The sequence below is a fragment of the Micromonospora sp. C81 genome (genome assembly GCF_018070425.1).
GTDB lineage: Bacteria > Actinomycetota > Actinomycetes > Mycobacteriales > Micromonosporaceae > Micromonospora > Micromonospora zamorensis.
This window is the reverse complement of sequence record NZ_JAGPXS010000022.1, coordinates 64092-79644: the sequence shown is the minus strand read 5'-3', so window position 1 is coordinate 79644 and position 15553 is coordinate 64092. Positions and strand designations below refer to the sequence as shown.

The window sequence follows — 15553 nt, the reverse complement described above, 5'->3', positions numbered from 1 at the left end:
CGGTTCCCCGGTCAACCTCGCCCGGATCGGGTGAGCCGCCGGGCGGTGTCGGACCAGCGCGGTAGCGTCCCGGACGGGACGTGCGGGACGGGAGGCACATGACCGGGCAGACACCACCACAGGTCGACCGGCGGCAGGTGCTCGCCTACCGGGCGGCGGCCCAGCAGCTCGACCGCTCCGGCGGCCCTCGTCCGGGCGACCTGGCCGTTCTGGCTCTCGGCGTGCAGGACACGCCCTACGGCACCGCCCGGCAGGCACTGGCGGCGCGCGGCGCGACCGGGCCGGACGACCGCCTGGAGCTGGTCTGGTCGATGCGCGGCGCCCCGCACCTGCACCGCCGGGCCGAGTTGCCGGCGCTGGCCGCGGCGATCTGGCCGCTCAGCGACGCCGACGCCACCCGCCGCATCCCGGGCCAGATCGGCGCGGGTGCACGGCTCGGCCTGGCCGCCTTCCGGGCCACCGCCGAGGCGTTCCAGTTGGTGGTCACCACCGAGTTGGAGCGCGGCGTGGTGAGCCGTGCCGTTTCCGACCGGGTGCCCAACGAGCTGACCTACGACTGCCGGGTGTGCCAGGCCCGGCACATCTCCGGTGCGGTCTTTCAACAGGCCGGGCTCGCCGGTGGGGTGCGCCTCGTGGTGTCCGGCCGCGCCGCCCGGCTCGCCCCACTGCCCGAGCGCACCGACCCGCCCACCGCCGCCGCGCACACCGCCGAGCTGGTCACGACATACCTGCGGCTGCTCGGCCCGGCCACCCCGGCCGACGCCGCCGGCTTCCTCGGCTCCTCGGCGACGGAGCTGCGTCGGGTCTGGCCGACGGGCCTGGTCGAGGTGCGGGTCGACGGGCGACCCGCCTGGCTGCCGGCAGACGCGGTCGAGGCGCTGACCAACGCGCCGCCGCCCCGGCTGGTGCGACTGCTGCCGCCGGGCGATCCGTTTCTCGCCGGTCGCGATCGTGACCTGCTGGTGCCCGAACGCGAGCACCAGAAGCAACTGTGGCGAGCCATCGGCAATCCGGGTGCGCTGCTGGTGGACGGGGAGGTGACCGGCACCTGGCGGGCACGGCAGACCGGAAAGAAGCGACTGGAGCTGACCGTCACCCCGTGGTCCCCGCTGTCCGCCCGGGTCCGACGCGACGTCGACGCCGAGGCCGCGACGGTGGCCGCCGCTCGTGGGGTCACCGACGTGCGGCTCCAGTTCGACCAGTCCTGATCCCTCGATCTGGTCCACGACACCGCAGCGCCGGCCCTCCCCCGAGGGAGAGAGCCGGCGCGCCCGCGGCGGACGGTCAGTTGTTTGGATCGTCGGCGCTGATGTCCGCGAGCACCGACTGCGGTTCACGCTCGACCGCGAGGTCACCCATCGAGATCAGGCCGACAAGACGCCCGTCGTCGATCACCGGGAGCCGGCGTACGGCATACGTACGCATCAGGTCAGCGGCGGCCACCACGTCGTCGTACTGGCTCACCGTGATCACGTCGCGGGTGGTGATCTGGTTGAGCTGCGTCGAGCCCGGGTCCATGTTCTCCGCGACACCTCGGACCGTGATGTCCCGGTCCGTGACGATGCCGACCACGCTGTCGCCGTCGGTCACCACCACATCGCCAATCGCGCTGTCACGCATCTCCTGCGCGGCGGCGATGAGCGTGTCGTTGCCGTCCATCGTCACCAACCGGGTCGTCATGAACTCTCCGACCGTTGTCATGGTGCTCCCCTCTCGGTGTCGGCACGGCCCGTCTACCCGCCGCCCGGGACGGGGTAACGCCGACGGCTCGCCGGGCTATCCGTGGGGGTGCCGCAAACGCCGCAGTTCGTAGAATCCACTGCTGGTCACTGTGTAGAACATCGGCAACAGAAGGAAGATCACCAGCGCGAACGGCGAGCTGGCCAGGTATCCGACGAGAATCGCCAGCGCGTACCCCAGCAGGCCGACTGCGGCCCGTGCCCGTTCGGTCGGGAAGAACCGCCGCGAGACGGCCTGATCCAGCAGGTCGTAGTGTCGGGCGAGGTAGTGGTACAGACCCAGCCAGCTCGCCGAGACCAGCACGCCGACCAGTCCGTAGAGGGCCACGCCGGCCCGCTGGTCCGCCTCGTCGCCCTCCCGCATCGCCTGTGAGACGACCGAGGTGGCGAACGGCAGCAGCGCGGTGCTGAACAGCACGCCGAGGTTGTACCACTGCAGGGCCTTTCCGCTGCTTCCCACCCGGTTGAAGGCGGCTCGGTGGTTCAGCCACCCCACCGCCACGTACACGTACGACGTGACATAGGCGAGGTACGCCGGCCACTGCTCGACCAGCGCGTGCAGCAACTGACCGCGGCCGACCCGAGGTGGCTGAAGGTCCAGCACCAGCAGGGTGATGATGATGGCGAAGACACCGTCGCTGAACGACAGCAGACGGGAGGTTTCCCGTCTCAGGGTCGGGCCACCGGGGCGGATCCCGTCGCTGGCCTGGTCGGCGCCCATCCCGTACCCCCTTTTTCGCAGCTGGCCCGCGACGGCGGAGCAGGCACGGGAGGGCGGTATACCCCGCGACGGACGACGCACCCCGCGCGTCGGGTTCCCACCGCCTGGTGCCGCTGCCTACCGTGGGCCGATGACGACGGGCGAGCAGGAGTTGCGGGAGTTGGTCGCCGGCTGCGCCTGGCTCACCCGGGCACTGACAGTGGTGCGTGACTCCGGGCTGCCGGATGCCTGGATCGGCGCGGGCGCCCTGCGCGACCTGGTCTGGGGCGAGCGGTACGGCGACGGGTTCGACCCGACGACGGTCCGGGACGTGGACGTGGTCTTCTTCGACCCGACGAGGCTGACCCGCGACGACGACCACCGCGCCACCGCCCGCCTGACGGCGGCGTGGCCCGACCCGCCGTGGCAGGCACGCAACCAGGCGGCGGTGCACACCTGGTACGCGGCGAGGTTCGGCGGCGACCCGATCGAGCCGTACCGCAGCGTGGCCGAGGCGGTGGCCACCTGGCCGGAGTACGCGACGGCGGTGGTCGTCCGGCTGGACCCGGCCGACCGCCTGGAGGTCTGCGCCCCGTACGGTCTGGCGGATCTGCTGGGCGGGGTCTGGCGGCACAACCCGGCCCGGGTGGACGTGGCCCGGTCCCGGCAGCGGTTGGCCCGGCACCGACCCGCGCAGCGCTGGCCCGGGGTGACCGTGATCGAACCGGGCTGACCGGCAGCGACGGGCGCGTCAGCCCCGGGGCGGCATCCCGTAGATGCGCTCCACGTGCAGGCGCAGCACCAGCCGCGCCTCGTCGACCATGGCCTGGCGGTATTCGTCCCAGTCGGGGTGGTCGCCGCGCAGCCCCCGGTAGAGCGCCACCAACTCCTCGACGGTCTCGTCGCCGGGCGCGGCGGCCGGCGCGGTCAGCTCGGCGCGGCACTCGACCACCGCGTACGCCCAGCCGTCCTCGCTGCCGACGTGGAAGCTGGCCCGGGGGTCCCGGCGCAGGTTGGCGGTCTTGGCCCGGCCGCCGGTGACCGAGACCCGGATCAGGCCGGCGTCGCGGTCGAAGGAGTAGACCACTGTGGACAGCTGTGGTCGCCCGTCCCGCTTGATCGTGGCGAGGACGCCCATCGAGCGCCCGGCGACCAGATCGGTCAACGCCTGCTGGACGCGGTCATCCGGCACGGTTCCTCCAGGTGGGACGATCGATCGGCTTCGCCCCATCCAAGCACGACCGGCGGATCGTCGCAGGAGGCTGCCAGGAACGGGACCGGGCCCCCGCCGACGTGCGGCGAGGGCCCGTTGACGACGACGGTCAGCGGCGTTCGGCGGCGACCAGCTCGGCGATCTGCACCGCGTTCAGCGCGGCGCCCTTACGCAGGTTGTCGTTGGAGCAGAACAGGGCCAGCCCGTAATCAGCGGTCTCGTCGGCGCGGATCCGACCCACGTACGTCGGGTCCTGCCCGGCGGCCTGCAACGGCGTCGGCACGTCGGTCAGCGCCACACCGGGCGCGTCGGCCAGCAGCTCGTGTGCGCGCTGCGGGGTGAGCGGCCGGGCGAACCGGGCGTTGATCTGCAACGAGTGACCGGTGAAGACCGGCACCCGGACGCAGGTGCCGGACACCTTCAGGTCGGGGATTTCGAGGATCTTGCGGCTCTCGTTGCGGAGCTTCTGCTCCTCGTCGGTCTCGAACGAGCCGTCGTCGACGATCGAGCCGGCCAGTGGGAGCACGTTGAAGGCGATCGGCTGGGTGAACGAGCGCGGCGCGGGAAACTCCACGGCCGAGCCGTCGAAGGCCAGCCCCGCGGCGTGCTCGGCGACCTTGCGGACCTGCTCGTCCAGCTCGGCGACGCCGGCCAGCCCGGCACCGGAGACCGCCTGGTACGTGGAGACGACCAGGCCGATCAGACCAGCCTCGGCGTGCAGCGGGCGCAGCACCGGCATCGCGGCCATCGTGGTGCAGTTGGGGTTGGCGATGATGCCCTTCGGGCGGTCGAGGGCCGCGTGCGGGTTGACCTCGGCGACCACCAGCGGCACCTGCGGGTCCATCCGGAACGCCGAGGAGTTGTCGATCACCACGGCGCCGGCCTCGGCGACCCGGGGTGCCAGCTCCCGTGCCGTGCCCTTACCGGCCGAGAAGAGCACGATGTCCAGGCCGGAGTAGTCCGCGGTCGCGGCGTCCTCGACTGTCACCTCACCGTCGCGCCACGGCAGTGTCCGCCCGGCCGACCGCGCCGAGGCGAACAACCGCACCTGCTCCGCCGGGAACTTCCGTTCCGCCAGCACCTGCCGCATCACGCCACCGACCTGGCCGGTGGACCCCACAATGCCGATCCTCATGCCCGCGAGGCTACCCAGCCCACCACCGCAACCGGGAGCCCTTTCCCACGCCCCAGGCCCGCATCACACCCACCCGCCCCAAAAACCCATCCCCGACCGCCCCACCACCCCTCGGCGCCCTCCCCCGTGATCAAGAGGTTTGCGTCAGAAATCGCGCCTGGGTTGACGCAAATCTCTTGATCAACGGCGGGTGAGGGCAGGTGGTGGGTGGGGGCTGGAGGGCGTGGGGTCAGGGGTTGGTGATGGTGATGAGGTCGCCCAGGGCTGCTGCATTCAGGTCGTCGCGGATGACCGCGGCGTCGCCTTCGATGACCAGGGTCAGCGCGTCCGGGTGCAGGTGGGTGGCCGCCGCTGCGGAGACCTGGTCCACGTCGGCGGCGAGCAGCGACTCCCGCAGACGGGCGTGGTAGTCGTCCGGCAGGTCGTGCACCACCAGCGTGGTCAACGCGGAGGCGATCGCCCGAGGGCTCTGCAACTCGACGGAGAGCTGCCCCGCCCGCCAGGACCGCGCCACCTCCAACTCGTCCTCGGTGACCCCGCTGGCCTGGGTACGGGTGATCTCGCCGACCGCCTCGACCAGGGCCGGCGCGGTGACCGCCGTCTGCACGCCGGAGCTGACCGCGAACCGTCCGAACCGCCGGGACGACGCGAAGTCGCCCCGGATGCCGTACGTGTAGCCGTGCACCTCGCGCAGCAGGTGGTTGAGCCGGGAGGTGAACGCCCCGCCGAGCACCGTGCCGGCGAGCGTCATCGGCACGTGGTCGGGGTGTGCCCGGTGCGGCGACGGGTGACCCAGTCGCAGCGTCGACTGCACCGAGCCGGGACGGTCCACCAGGATGATCCGCCGGCCGGTGTGCAGCGGCACGTCGAGCGGGCCGCCCCGCTCGGCCGGGCCGCCGCCGGTGCCGGCGAACGCCGCGGCGGCGAGCGCGTCCAGGTCGATCCGGTCCAGGTCACCGGCGACGATCAGGGTGCCGGGGCGCAGGAACCACTCGGAGTGGAAGACCGTGACGTCCTCCACGTCCAACCCGGCGACCGAGTCCGGGTCGCCGTGCATCGGCCGTCCCCAGCGGTTCTCCGCGCCGAACAGGTCCGCGCGCAGCGCGGCGTCGGCGCGCGGGCCCGGGTTGGCCCAGTCCATCCGGAGGGCGGTCGCCTCGTCGTCGCGGACCCGGCGCACATCGGCGGGGTCCAGCTTGGGCGTCCGCACCGCCTCGGCGAGCAGCTCCACGGCCGCGCTGAGCCGGTCCACCGGGATCACCACGCTGGCCTGGAACGAGTCCCAGTCCAGCCCGGTCATCAACGCGGTGCCGAGCCCCTCGACGGCGAGGGCGTACGCGGCGGCGTCCCGTTGCGCGGTCCCCTCCTCCAACGCCTTGGCCAGCACACCGGACAGGCCCTCCTTGCCGACCGGCTCCTGGCCGGCGCCCACGTCGAGCAGCAGCAGCGCCACGGCGAGGTTCTGCCCGGGCAGGTGCGCGGCGACGACCTGGCCGCCGGCCACCGTGCGGCGGACCACCGGCGGAAACCGGTACGGGCGGGCGGCGCCCGGGCCGGGACGGTCGGCGATCAGCGTCATGAGGTCTCCTCGGGCAGGTAGGTCAGGACCACCCGGTCGGTGGCGAGCACCTCGGCGGCGGCCTCGGCGATCTGCTCGGCGGTCACCGCGAGCAGGCCCGGCAACTGGTCGGCGATGCGGGCCGGGTCGCCGAACTGCGTGGCGTACCGGCCGAGCAGGTCCGCGCGGCCGTCCACGGTGGACAGCTGACGCCACCACCCGGTGCTGAGCAGCGCCTTGGCCCGGTCCAGCTCCGCGGCGGTGACCGGCACGGTGGCCAGCTCGTCGACGACCTCGGCCAGCCCTTCGGCGAGCCGCTCGGCGCTCACTCCGGGGCGGGCGGTGGCGGTGGCGATCAGCGGCGCCGGGGCGTGCGCGAGGTCCACCCCGTACGCCCCGACCAGGTCCGGCTGGGCGATCCGCTCACCGTCGGCGAGCCGCTGGTAGAGCCGGCTGCCCCGACCGCTGCCGAGGATGGTGGCGAGCACGGTGATCACGTTGTAGCCGGGGGTGCCGAACGGGTAGCTGCGGTGGGCGATGTACACCCGGGGCGCCGGCACGTCGGCGCTCACCGACTCGACGGCCGTCTGCCCGGTGGCCGGGACACTGCGGCCATCCGGAGCCGACGGGATGTCGTCGCGCGCGGGAAGGGCGCCGAAATACTTGTCGGCCAGTGCGAACACATCCGAGGCGGTTGCGTCGCCGACCACGGTGAGCACCGCGTTGTTGGGCGCGTAGTAGGTCTGGTGGAACGCCTGGAAGGTGGCGAGGTCGGCGGCGTTCAGGTCGGCCATCGAGCCGATCGTCGCGTGATGGTACGGGTGCCCCGGCGGGTAGAGCAGAGGCAGCAACCGCAGCCAGGCGTCCCCGTACGGGACGTTCTCGTAGCGCTGCCGGCGCTCGTTCTTGACCACGTCGCGCTGGTTGTCCAGCGTCTCCTGGGTGAGCGCCGGGACCAGGCCGCCCATCCGGTCGGCCTCCAGCCAGAGAGCAAGCTCCAGGTGCTCGGCCGGCACCGTCTCGAAGTAGTTGGTCCGGTCCGGATTGGTGGTGGCGTTGAGCGAGCCGCCAGAGCCCTGGATCAGCTTCATGTGCTCGGTCTTCGCCACGTTCACCGAACCCTCGAACATCAGGTGCTCGAAGAGATGGGCGAAGCCGGTCTGCCCGGCCGGCTCGTGCCGGGAGCCGACGTCGTACCAGAGGTTGACGGCCACGGCCGGCGCCGTGCGGTCCTCACTCACCACCACGCGCAGGCCGTTGTCCAGTCGGGACGTCTCGATGGGCCAGGGGTAACCGCTGTCGGGCATGCCCCGACGCTATCCGATCTCACGGGCGGAAAGGTGACGTGCGGTCGGTCGGCGAGCCGACCCGCCGCATCGGGGCCGCCGCGCGGGGTAACGGAGGGGCATGACCGTCACCCCGCCCCCGTCCGCCGGCTGGGCCGCCACCGCCGTCGAACGCGCCAGCGCCGCGCTCGGCCGGCGGCGCCACGGCCGGCTGCTGCATCCGGCCGGTCACTCCTTCGCCGGCGAGACGATGATCTGGGGTACGCCCGGACCACCCATCGGTGTCGGTCTGCTGGACGAGCCCGGCCGGTACCGGGCCACAGTCCGGATCTCCAAGGGCACGCCGACGCCCGGCAGTTGGCCGGACGTGCTGGGTCTCGCGCTGCGCCTGCACCGCGACGGCGAGCGTCCCTTCGACCTGCTGGTCAGTTCCAGCGGCGCGGCCCCGCTGCTGCGCAACCTGCCGCTGCCCCGACGCCGCTTCACCGGGACGTACACCACGATCATGTGTTACCGCGTGGGCCGTCGCCGGATCTGGCTGGCCGCGCTGGCCGACCCCGACTCGGTCGGCCTGGGGCGCAGCCTGAGCACGGTGGCCGCCGCGACCCGGGCGGACACGCCGCGTCTGGTGCTCGCGGTCGCGTCCGCCGTGGGGTCGTGGCGGCCGGTGGGGCAGGTCAGCTTCGGTGCGCAGCTCAGCGCCGAGGAGGACGCCGCGCTCGCGTTCGACCCGGTGCGCAACCTGCCACCCGAACTGCGGGTGGCAGGTCCGCTGGCCTGGCTGCGCGAGCAGACCTACCGGGGGTCACGCCGGGCACGTGGTGCGACAGCTCAGTCCGGCGGCTCGACCGCGACCACCGTCTGATCCGAGGTACGACGTTCCAGCACGGTGTCCGGGGCCGCGTTCTGGTCCGCCTCGCGGATGTCCGACTCGGCGAGGATCGCCTCCGCCTGCGCCTCCGGGTCGTCGCTGCCCACTGCCTCCTCCTCGGGCAGGAGGTGGTGGGCGCGCGACTCCACCCGGTCCTGATCGCTCTGCTCGTTGGTCATGGCACCCCTGTTACCCCGACCTCGTCCCCGGCACGCTGCCTCCGCCCCGCATCTTGGGACGACGACCGGAGGTTCCAGCCCGGTCGGGTACGCTGGCCCGGTGACGCGTTCCTATCGATGGTTTAGGCAGCCGGCTCGCACGCCGGTGACTTCACCATGAACTGACGTCACCACGGACCGAGCCGGCTGGGCAGGAGCTGTCGTTCCTGCCCTTTTGCGTACGAGCAGCCGGCTCGTCCCGGGCACCGGCCCCGGGCACGGTCGGCGGAAGGATGCCCACCGTGACGACCCCGGAGACCAATCGGGTCAGCGATCAGCGGATCGACCGTGTCGTGCCGTTGACCACGCCCGCCCTCCTGCACCACGAGTTACCCCTGGACGCCCCGCTCGCCTCGGCCGTGCTGACCGGCCGCCGCGCGGTGGGTCGGGTGCTCGACCGCGAGGACGACCGCCTGCTGGTGGTGGTCGGCCCCTGCTCGGTGCACGATCCGGCCGCCGCCCTCGACTACGCCGAGCGTCTGCGCGGTGCCGCCGACCGGGTGGCTGACGACCTGCTGATCGTCATGCGGGTCTACTTCGAGAAGCCGCGCTCCACCGTCGGCTGGAAGGGCCTGATCAACGACCCGGGCCTGGACGGCAGTGGGGACGTCAACACCGGCCTACGGCTGGCCCGGGCGCTGCTGCTCGACGTGCTGCGTCTCGGCCTGCCGGTGGGCTGCGAGTTCCTCGACCCGATCACCCCGCAGTACATCGCGGACACGGTGGCCTGGGGCGCGATCGGTGCCCGCACGGTGGAGAGTCAGGTGCACCGGCAGCTCGCCTCCGGCCTGTCCATGCCGATCGGCATGAAGAACCGCCCCGACGGCAGCATCGGCACGGCCGTGGACGCGATCCGCGCCGCCGGGGTGCCGCACGTCTTCCCCGGCATCGACTTCTCCGGCACCCCGGCGATCATGCACACCCGGGGGAACACGGATGGGCACCTGGTGCTGCGCGGCGGCGGCGGCCGGCCCAACTACGACGCCGAGTCGGTCGCCGGTGCGCTCGACCTGCTCCGCGCGGCCGACCTGCCGGAGCGGCTGGTAATCGACGCCAGTCACGCCAACAGCGGCAAGGACCACCGCAACCAGCCGAAGGTCGCCGCGGACGTGGCCGCCCAACTGGCCGCCGGCCAGCGTGGGATCACCGGTGTGATGCTGGAGTCGTTCCTGCTGCCGGGCCGGCAGGAGCTCGACCCGACCCGGGAGCTGGAGTACGGCCGCTCGGTGACCGACGCCTGCCTCGGTTGGGACGACACCGCCGAGGTGCTCGACCACCTGGCCTCCGCCGTGCGGGCCCGCAGGGCCACCCTGCCGACGACGGTGTGACGGCTGCCACCCGAGGGCACGGAACACCGGCGGGGGTCGGCTCGTTGACAGGGGTGTCGGTGTGTCCAGTGTCCCCGGGCCTCACCTAAATAGCCTTCGCGGAATACCGTCCGGCTGGAGCCGCGTAGTGCCACTCGCCGAGAGGCGACCTGCACACCGACACCAGCGCCGCCCCCGACCCACAAGGTCGGGGGCGGCGCTGTCTGTAGGCGGGCCACCAGAGCCAGGGGTGCGACAGGCCCCCCGCTGACCGCTGCGCCCGACCATACGATCGATTGGTGAGCGAGATGTCGAACGAGCTTGGTGCTTTCCTGAGTGCTCGGCGGGCCCTGGTGACACCGCAGCAGGCCGGCATTCCCAACGGGGGCGTGCGACGCGTGCCGGGCCTGCGGCGCGAGGAGGTCGCCATGCTCGCCGGTGTCAGCGCGGACTACTACCTGCGCCTGGAGCGGGGCCGCGACCGAAATCCGTCCGTGCAGGTGCTGGAGTCCATCGCCCGCGTACTGCAGCTCGACGACGAGCACCTGGCCCATCTGCTGACGCTGGTTGCGGGCGCTCCCCGCAAGCGCAGACGCCGAGCGCGCCGGGAGACCGTTCCGTCCGGTGCGCTCAAGCTCCTGGACTCCCTCGTCCAGCCCGCGTTCATCGAGGGACGGTACTTCGACATCCTGGCCTCGAACAGCCTCGCCACAGCTCTTTCTCCAGGCCTCGTGGAAGGCGGCAACCAGCTCAGGGACCTGTTCCTGAACCCCGCCGAGCAGGCGCTGCACCCGGATTGGGAAAACATCACGGAGTGCTTCGTCGCGAACCTGCGACAGGCCGTGGGCACGGACATCGACGACCCCCGCTTCATCGAGCTCACCGGAGAGCTGTCCCTGGCGAGCGCCCGATTCCGCCAGCTCTGGGCCCGCCATGAGGTACGCGGCCAGCGCGGGACACCGATTCGGATCGACCACCCCCAGGTCGGCGAACTCGTCCTCAACCGGGAACGGCTGAGCATCGCCGGAACCGAGGGACTGATGCTCGTCGTCTACCACCCCGACGCCGGCTCCGACAACGCCGAGAAGCTGACCCTCCTGGCCTCCGCGGGCCTGCCCACGACCGCAGAGGGGGTCCTGCCAGACCCCAGGCTGAAGAGGGCTCCAGGTACGCCGGTGGAACGCGCATAGCGTTCGCAGCGGCCCTTTCGGGTCAGGTATTCGAAAGGAATGGACATGACTGTCACGCTGATCACCGGAGCCAACAAGGGCATCGGCTTCGAGACCGCCCGACAGCTTCTGGAGCTGGGGCACGTCGTCTACCTCGGCGCTCGTGATGTCGAGCGAGGCGGGAAGGCGGCGGCGACGCTCGGGGCGCGGTTCGTCCAGCTCGACGTAACCGACGACGCATCGGTGCGCGGCGCACTGGCGACGATCGACTCGGACGAGGGCCGACTCGATGTCCTGGTGCACAACGCGGGCGTTCTGGAGACCGGGCTCGACGGCCCCGCCGCGCTGCGATCCTTCGACACGAACGCGGTGGGGATCGTGCGCGTCACGGAGGCCGCACTGCCCCTGCTTCGCAGGTCGCCCAATCCCAACGTCGTCACCGTCTCGAGCAGCGCGGGGTCGTTCTGGGCGGTGAACAATCCCGAGCGGCCGGAGTACGGTCTGCCGCTCGCCCTGTACTCGGCGTCCAAGGCCGCAGCCACCATGCTGACGGTGCAGTACGCCAAGTCCCAGCCGGGCATCAAGTTCAACGCCCTCGAACCGGGCCCCACCGCCACCGACATGACCGCCGCCTTCGGCATCGGACGTCCGGCGGCGGAGAGCGCCCGACAGGTCGTACGCCTGGCGACCCTGGACCCGTCCGGGCCGACGGGGACCTTCCAGGACGAGGCAGGGCCACTGCCCTGGTGAGCACGTGTGGGGTGGTCCGGAGGTGCCGGCACGTGGAACACCGGCGTGACGTTTGACCGATTCCGCCCCGGGTAGCTGATCGAGGTGACCGACGACGCATCCGTGTCCGGCGAGCCGGACACCCGGGCCCTCGACGACCTGCTCGACGACATCTACCGGGCGCAGGAGCGGGTCACCCAGGCCGAGATCTACCGCCGGGCGGTGGCTGCCGAGCTTCCGCCGGACCTGCTCGCCCGCATCGACGCGCTGCCCGAGGGCGAGTACGCGGTGGACGAGGCCAGCGACCTGCTGGGCGGTTCGATCGGGTGAGCGACCGCAGAAGGGACACCGACATGACCGACAAGGACCACGACGAGGAAATGCCGGCGCTGGGTCAGCCGCCGAAGGGCAGGGACACCACGCCTGAGCCCGACTTCGCCAACGAACACGACCGCACCGCCGTGGACCGGGACATCATCACCGGGGCGGACGAGGACGAACGGGAGCCGGAGTCGCCGCACGGCTGGTCCGGCATGCAGCGCTGAGACGTACGACATTCGACAGCGGGGGCCGGCGCATGCGCCGGCCCCCGCTGTCGTTGTCCTCGACTGCTCAGTCGTCGTCGTGCCCACCCTCGGCGGCCTGCTGCGCCGTCGCGTACGCCATCTGGAGGAAGTCGGACGCGGCGACCGCCGTCAGGGCGGTGGCAACCAGCCGGGTCAGCCGGGGCGCGAGCACCAGGCCGCCGGTCAGCCCGGTGGCCACCCAGACCGCCAGGCAGAACGGGCAGCTCAGCAACTCGCCGATGGCGTGCCGGGTCGGGCTGCCCGAGTCGCGGACCTGCTCCATCACCTCGCCGCTGCCGATCGGGCGGTCGTAACGGGTGAACGGCGCCCGCAGGGGGCTGGTCACCGCGTCCTTGGACAGCAGCCGGCTCAACTTGTGCGTGGCGATGGAGAGCAGCACCACGTCGGATGGGGCGGGACGCTCCGGCACCGGGCGACCGGTCACCTTGACCAGACCGGCGAGAGCGCCCGTCACCCCGGCGTAGGCGCCCATCGCCACCAGATAACCGCCGAGCGGTCGGTGTTCGTGCGGCGCGTACGCCCGGCGCAACCGTGCCGCCTTTTGTCGCAGGCCAGTGTCGCTCACCCGGTCTCCTCAGATGTGTCGTGGCGGTACGGGAGTGGTGTCCCGCGTGGCCGGCTCAGCCGGCCTGGAGGTTGTCGGCGACCTCGCGTGCCAGGTTGGTGAGCGCTTCGTCGGCCAACTGGTCCGGGCCCGCCCCTCCCGAGCCGTCGGCCAGGTCGAGCTGGATCCGGGCGCCGCCGGAATCCGCGGGCTCCACCCGGATCTCGGCGGACCAGTCGTCGCCGTCGCCGTCACCCCAGCGGGCCCGCAACTCCTCGCCATTGATCTCGGCGGCGGGGCTGCCGTCGCCGCGAAGCGGCTCCGGCAGCCAGGCCGAGGCGCGGTCAGGGTCGGTGGCCGTGTTGAAGACCACCTCGGGTGGCGCGGACATGCCGCGCACGGCGCGCGCCGGCATCAGGCGTCCCGCAGGCGGCTGGGGTCGACCTCCCGGCCCGGGTGGCGGGCCAGGTACTCGGTCTCGAGCTCCGCCGTGCGTCGCAGGTGGTTGGCGAGCGCGGAGTCCGACGCGTGCCGCAGGGTGTCGAGGCGGGTGCGGTGCAGGCTGTGCATCTCGCGGATCAGATCCTCGTCGGTCAACTCCGTCGGGTCGATGCCGGGCAGATCGCCGTCGAGACCCGTGGAGCCGGCCGGGTCGGCGAGGTCGTCGCCGCCCCACTCGGGCACCCGCTGCTCCGGGCTCATGTCGCTGCTGCCGCTGGACGCAAAGCCGTCCTCACGTACCGATCCGGTCATGATCGCCCCCCTTGATCTCGTTTGGGCTGGCGTCTAGACGATTGCCCAGGCGCGGGAACGCCAAACCCGCGTCAGCTACGACACGGTGTCGGAGACCCGCGCCGTCCCCGGTACCCTCGATGCCATGAGGCGGCTCTGGACCCCGGCGTGGATCGCGCGCCACGTGGCCATGGTCGTGCTGACCGTGGGTTTCCTCGGGCTGGGTTGGTGGCAGGTCAGCCGAGCCGCGGCCGGCAACAGCCTGAGCTGGGGGTACGCGGTCGAGTGGCCGATCTTCGCCGGCTTCGTGGTGTACGTGTGGTGGCGCGAGGTGAAGCTGGCCCGCAACCGGGCGTCGGAGGCCGACGCGCCACCGGCGGACCCGGCCGACGCGCCGGAGCCGGCTGTCACCACGGGTTCCCGCCCGGCGGTTCGCCGACCGGTGCGGGTTTCCCGGGTGCCGGTCAGCGACGATGCCGTCCAGGACAACGACCTGGCCGCCTACAACCACTACCTGTCATGGTTGAACGCCAATCCGGGCGCCCGGCCCGGTGACTATCCCGGCTGAGCCGGGCTCGGAAGGACGGACGACGGTGGGCGCTGCCCTTACCCGGTACCGCGTGATCGCCTGGATCGTGGGCGTGGTGCTGATCATGCTGGTCGTGATCGGCATGCCCCTGAAGTACGTGTTCGACAACGCGGTGGTGGTCGAGACGATCGGGCCGGCGCACGGCTTCCTCTACATGATCTATCTGGTGGCCGCGTTCGACCTGAGCCGCCGCGCGGACTGGCCGCTGAAGCGGATGCTGCTCGTGATGCTGGCCGGCACTGTGCCGTTCGTCTCGTTCTACGCCGAGCGCCGGGTCAGCTCCTGGCTGGCCGCGCCGCAGGAGCAGCGGGCTCCGGAGCCGGTCGCCCGCTGAGTGGCCGCTGGGCCGACGCCACCTCGGCGCCGGCCCACCGCCGTCAGGTCAACGACTGGGTCGCCACGGGTCGGCCGACGCGAGCGGATCGACCCAGCCGCCGTACCGGTTGACTTCCCGGGCCCGTAACAGTGCCCGCGTGACCTGGCCGAACTGCCGTTCGTCGTCGGCGGTGAACAGCAGCATCTCCGTTCCCCGGTACCACCCCCACAGCTCGTAGGGCGGTGGGCGCCAGCGATCGCCCACCAGGGCGAGCGCGGCCGGAAGCAGGAACACCGCACCCAGGATGAGGTACGCCCCGGCGGTCAGACGGTGCAGACCTCCGGTGAAGCCGAGCAACAGCCCGACACCGCCGAGCATGCTGGCGGTGATGACCACGGCCCGCACGGCGATCCGGTCGTGCGGGCCCCGGGTGGTCCGCAGATGGGTCAGGTCGGCGACCTGGTAGCTGGTTCGACCGGCGGTGAACCGGTCGACGGTCACGATGATGCCGGGCCGTGCGTACAGCAGGGTCGACCGGGCGCCCGGCACCGTTCGCGGCGGCGTCGTTCCTGCGCCTTCACGATTCACGGTTCCTCCCGCGGGGGACGGTTGGCCGAGATGACCCGCTGAATGACATCGCTACCGGTCGACGGGATTCCCGGCTCCGTTCACATTGTGTTGGGAGAACGCCAGCCGGCCTGGGCATTTGCGGACTCTCGACAGCTCCCCCAACCGCAGGACATCGCCGAGAAACAGCATCCATTTCAGGTTTTATCGGTTATGGGGGGCTGGTCTCCGGCGGCATACGCCCGGAACGACGAAAGTCATATTTCCGTCAGTAGGGCACTAAGAGGGCGGTA

Annotated in this window: 21 protein-coding genes; 10 read left to right on the top strand and 11 right to left on the bottom strand. The window is 71.9% G+C overall.

Annotated elements, in window-relative coordinates; genetic code table 11:
* Positions 1-98 precede the first annotated feature (98 nt).
* Complete coding sequence (locus tag KBX46_RS27865) at positions 99-1208, top strand: winged helix DNA-binding domain-containing protein (protein ID WP_210794866.1); 1110 nt, start codon at positions 99-101, stop codon at positions 1206-1208.
* A gap of 76 nt (positions 1209-1284) precedes the next feature.
* On the opposite strand, the gene KBX46_RS27860 is transcribed toward KBX46_RS27865, so the two are convergent.
* The gene (locus KBX46_RS27860) at positions 1285-1701 is read right to left on the bottom strand and encodes a CBS domain-containing protein (protein WP_088949820.1); all 417 of its coding nucleotides are present in this window, start codon (positions 1699-1701) and stop codon (positions 1285-1287) included.
* A 75-nt stretch (positions 1702-1776) separates the two neighbouring features.
* A complete protein-coding gene (locus tag KBX46_RS27855) occupies positions 1777-2460 on the bottom strand; it encodes a TMEM175 family protein (RefSeq protein ID WP_210794863.1) in 684 nt (227 codons plus the stop codon).
* Positions 2461-2590: 130 nt separating this feature from the next.
* Here KBX46_RS27855 and KBX46_RS27850 point away from each other — a divergent pair, with 130 nt between their 5' ends.
* Entirely contained in the window at positions 2591-3172 is a 582-nt protein-coding gene (locus tag KBX46_RS27850; RefSeq protein ID WP_141910880.1) for a nucleotidyltransferase family protein, read from the top strand.
* Positions 3173-3190: 18 nt separating this feature from the next.
* Here the strand turns inward: KBX46_RS27850 and KBX46_RS27845 are convergent, their stop codons facing one another.
* From KBX46_RS27845 to KBX46_RS27830, 4 genes are all read right to left on the bottom strand, one after another.
* Positions 3191-3670: a PPOX class F420-dependent oxidoreductase gene (locus KBX46_RS27845; protein WP_210794861.1), complete on the bottom strand. Its 480-nt coding sequence runs from the start codon at positions 3668-3670 to the stop codon at positions 3191-3193.
* Between the two features lie 91 nt (positions 3671-3761).
* A complete protein-coding gene (locus tag KBX46_RS27840) occupies positions 3762-4787 on the bottom strand; it encodes an aspartate-semialdehyde dehydrogenase (RefSeq protein WP_088949823.1) in 1026 nt (341 codons plus the stop codon).
* 229 nt (positions 4788-5016) lie between these two features.
* The gene (locus KBX46_RS27835; RefSeq protein ID WP_088949824.1) at positions 5017-6366 is read right to left on the bottom strand and encodes a pitrilysin family protein; all 1350 of its coding nucleotides are present in this window, start codon (positions 6364-6366) and stop codon (positions 5017-5019) included.
* Positions 6363-7652 carry a pitrilysin family protein gene (locus KBX46_RS27830; protein ID WP_088949825.1) on the bottom strand — a complete coding sequence of 430 codons (1290 nt, stop codon included), beginning with the start codon at positions 7650-7652 and terminating at the stop codon, positions 6363-6365. The genes KBX46_RS27835 and KBX46_RS27830 overlap by 4 nt, the downstream gene beginning before the upstream one ends.
* A gap of 100 nt (positions 7653-7752) precedes the next feature.
* On the opposite strand from KBX46_RS27830, the gene KBX46_RS27825 reads away from it, so the two are divergent.
* Positions 7753-8496: a phosphodiesterase gene (locus tag KBX46_RS27825; protein ID WP_210794858.1), complete on the top strand. Its 744-nt coding sequence runs from the start codon at positions 7753-7755 to the stop codon at positions 8494-8496.
* On the opposite strand, the gene KBX46_RS27820 is transcribed toward KBX46_RS27825, so the two are convergent.
* Entirely contained in the window at positions 8463-8681 is a 219-nt protein-coding gene (locus KBX46_RS27820) for a hypothetical protein (protein ID WP_088949827.1), read from the bottom strand. The two genes, KBX46_RS27825 and KBX46_RS27820, sit on opposite strands and share 34 nt — an antisense overlap.
* Positions 8682-8953: 272 nt before the next feature.
* On the opposite strand from KBX46_RS27820, the gene KBX46_RS27815 reads away from it, so the two are divergent.
* The 5 genes from KBX46_RS27815 (at position 8954) to KBX46_RS27795 (ending at position 12470) form a co-directional block, all read left to right on the top strand.
* A complete protein-coding gene (locus KBX46_RS27815; RefSeq protein ID WP_141910884.1) occupies positions 8954-10048 on the top strand; it encodes a 3-deoxy-7-phosphoheptulonate synthase in 1095 nt (364 codons plus the stop codon).
* A 278-nt stretch (positions 10049-10326) separates the two neighbouring features.
* Positions 10327-11217: a helix-turn-helix domain-containing protein gene (locus tag KBX46_RS27810; RefSeq protein WP_088949829.1), complete on the top strand. Its 891-nt coding sequence runs from the start codon at positions 10327-10329 to the stop codon at positions 11215-11217.
* A gap of 45 nt (positions 11218-11262) precedes the next feature.
* Positions 11263-11946, top strand: coding sequence for an SDR family NAD(P)-dependent oxidoreductase (locus KBX46_RS27805; protein ID WP_210794856.1), 684 nt, complete (start codon positions 11263-11265; stop codon positions 11944-11946).
* Between the two features lie 75 nt (positions 11947-12021).
* Positions 12022-12255: a hypothetical protein gene (locus tag KBX46_RS27800; protein WP_218907803.1), complete on the top strand. Its 234-nt coding sequence runs from the start codon at positions 12022-12024 to the stop codon at positions 12253-12255.
* A 23-nt stretch (positions 12256-12278) separates the two neighbouring features.
* Positions 12279-12470 (top strand): hypothetical protein, encoded by a 192-nt coding sequence (locus KBX46_RS27795; protein WP_088949832.1) that lies wholly within the window; start codon positions 12279-12281, stop codon positions 12468-12470.
* A 67-nt stretch (positions 12471-12537) separates the two neighbouring features.
* Here the strand turns inward: KBX46_RS27795 and KBX46_RS27790 are convergent, their stop codons facing one another.
* From KBX46_RS27790 to KBX46_RS27780, 3 genes are read right to left on the bottom strand one after another with little or no spacing between them, the layout of a single operon-like run.
* Positions 12538-13077: a DUF1360 domain-containing protein gene (locus tag KBX46_RS27790; protein ID WP_088949833.1), complete on the bottom strand. Its 540-nt coding sequence runs from the start codon at positions 13075-13077 to the stop codon at positions 12538-12540.
* A 55-nt stretch (positions 13078-13132) separates the two neighbouring features.
* Entirely contained in the window at positions 13133-13471 is a 339-nt protein-coding gene (locus KBX46_RS27785; RefSeq protein WP_099848083.1) for a hypothetical protein, read from the bottom strand.
* Positions 13471-13812 (bottom strand): DUF6158 family protein, encoded by a 342-nt coding sequence (locus KBX46_RS27780; protein ID WP_370453105.1) that lies wholly within the window; start codon positions 13810-13812, stop codon positions 13471-13473. Before KBX46_RS27780 ends, KBX46_RS27785 begins: the two co-directional genes overlap by 1 nt.
* A 121-nt stretch (positions 13813-13933) precedes the next feature.
* Between KBX46_RS27780 and KBX46_RS27775 the strand changes: the two genes are divergently transcribed.
* Both KBX46_RS27775 and KBX46_RS27770 read left to right on the top strand, forming a co-directional pair.
* A complete protein-coding gene (locus tag KBX46_RS27775) occupies positions 13934-14356 on the top strand; it encodes a hypothetical protein (RefSeq protein WP_197699564.1) in 423 nt (140 codons plus the stop codon).
* 25 nt (positions 14357-14381) lie between these two features.
* The gene (locus KBX46_RS27770) at positions 14382-14711 is read left to right on the top strand and encodes a DUF3817 domain-containing protein (RefSeq protein WP_088949837.1); all 330 of its coding nucleotides are present in this window, start codon (positions 14382-14384) and stop codon (positions 14709-14711) included.
* 48 nt (positions 14712-14759) lie between these two features.
* Here KBX46_RS27770 and KBX46_RS27765 read toward each other — a convergent pair whose 3' ends face one another.
* Positions 14760-15281, bottom strand: coding sequence for a DUF6232 family protein (locus KBX46_RS27765; protein WP_088949838.1), 522 nt, complete (start codon positions 15279-15281; stop codon positions 14760-14762).
* Between the last annotated feature and the right edge of the window lie 272 nt (positions 15282-15553).

What these genes read in the sequence shown, in the direction of transcription:
- KBX46_RS27815 (WP_141910884.1), top strand. Translation starts at nt 8,954, where the DNA reads ATGCCCACCGTGACGACCCCGGAGACCAATCGGGTCAGCGATCAGCGG.
- KBX46_RS27830 (WP_088949825.1), bottom strand. Translation starts at nt 7,652, where the DNA reads ATGCCCGACAGCGGTTACCCCTGGCCCATCGAGACGTCCCGACTGGAC.
- KBX46_RS27795 (WP_088949832.1), top strand. Translation starts at nt 12,279, where the DNA reads ATGACCGACAAGGACCACGACGAGGAAATGCCGGCGCTGGGTCAGCCG.
- KBX46_RS27835 (WP_088949824.1), bottom strand. Translation starts at nt 6,366, where the DNA reads ATGACGCTGATCGCCGACCGTCCCGGCCCGGGCGCCGCCCGCCCGTAC.
- KBX46_RS27845 (WP_210794861.1), bottom strand. Translation starts at nt 3,670, where the DNA reads ATGGGGCGAAGCCGATCGATCGTCCCACCTGGAGGAACCGTGCCGGAT.
- KBX46_RS27805 (WP_210794856.1), top strand. Translation starts at nt 11,263, where the DNA reads ATGACTGTCACGCTGATCACCGGAGCCAACAAGGGCATCGGCTTCGAG.
- KBX46_RS27775 (WP_197699564.1), top strand. Translation starts at nt 13,934, where the DNA reads ATGAGGCGGCTCTGGACCCCGGCGTGGATCGCGCGCCACGTGGCCATG.
- KBX46_RS27820 (WP_088949827.1), bottom strand. Translation starts at nt 8,681, where the DNA reads ATGACCAACGAGCAGAGCGATCAGGACCGGGTGGAGTCGCGCGCCCAC.
- KBX46_RS27785 (WP_099848083.1), bottom strand. Translation starts at nt 13,471, where the DNA reads ATGCCGGCGCGCGCCGTGCGCGGCATGTCCGCGCCACCCGAGGTGGTC.
- KBX46_RS27855 (WP_210794863.1), bottom strand. Translation starts at nt 2,460, where the DNA reads ATGGGCGCCGACCAGGCCAGCGACGGGATCCGCCCCGGTGGCCCGACC.
- KBX46_RS27850 (WP_141910880.1), top strand. Translation starts at nt 2,591, where the DNA reads ATGACGACGGGCGAGCAGGAGTTGCGGGAGTTGGTCGCCGGCTGCGCC.
- KBX46_RS27860 (WP_088949820.1), bottom strand. Translation starts at nt 1,701, where the DNA reads ATGACAACGGTCGGAGAGTTCATGACGACCCGGTTGGTGACGATGGAC.
- KBX46_RS27865 (WP_210794866.1), top strand. Translation starts at nt 99, where the DNA reads ATGACCGGGCAGACACCACCACAGGTCGACCGGCGGCAGGTGCTCGCC.
- KBX46_RS27840 (WP_088949823.1), bottom strand. Translation starts at nt 4,787, where the DNA reads ATGAGGATCGGCATTGTGGGGTCCACCGGCCAGGTCGGTGGCGTGATG.
- KBX46_RS27825 (WP_210794858.1), top strand. Translation starts at nt 7,753, where the DNA reads ATGACCGTCACCCCGCCCCCGTCCGCCGGCTGGGCCGCCACCGCCGTC.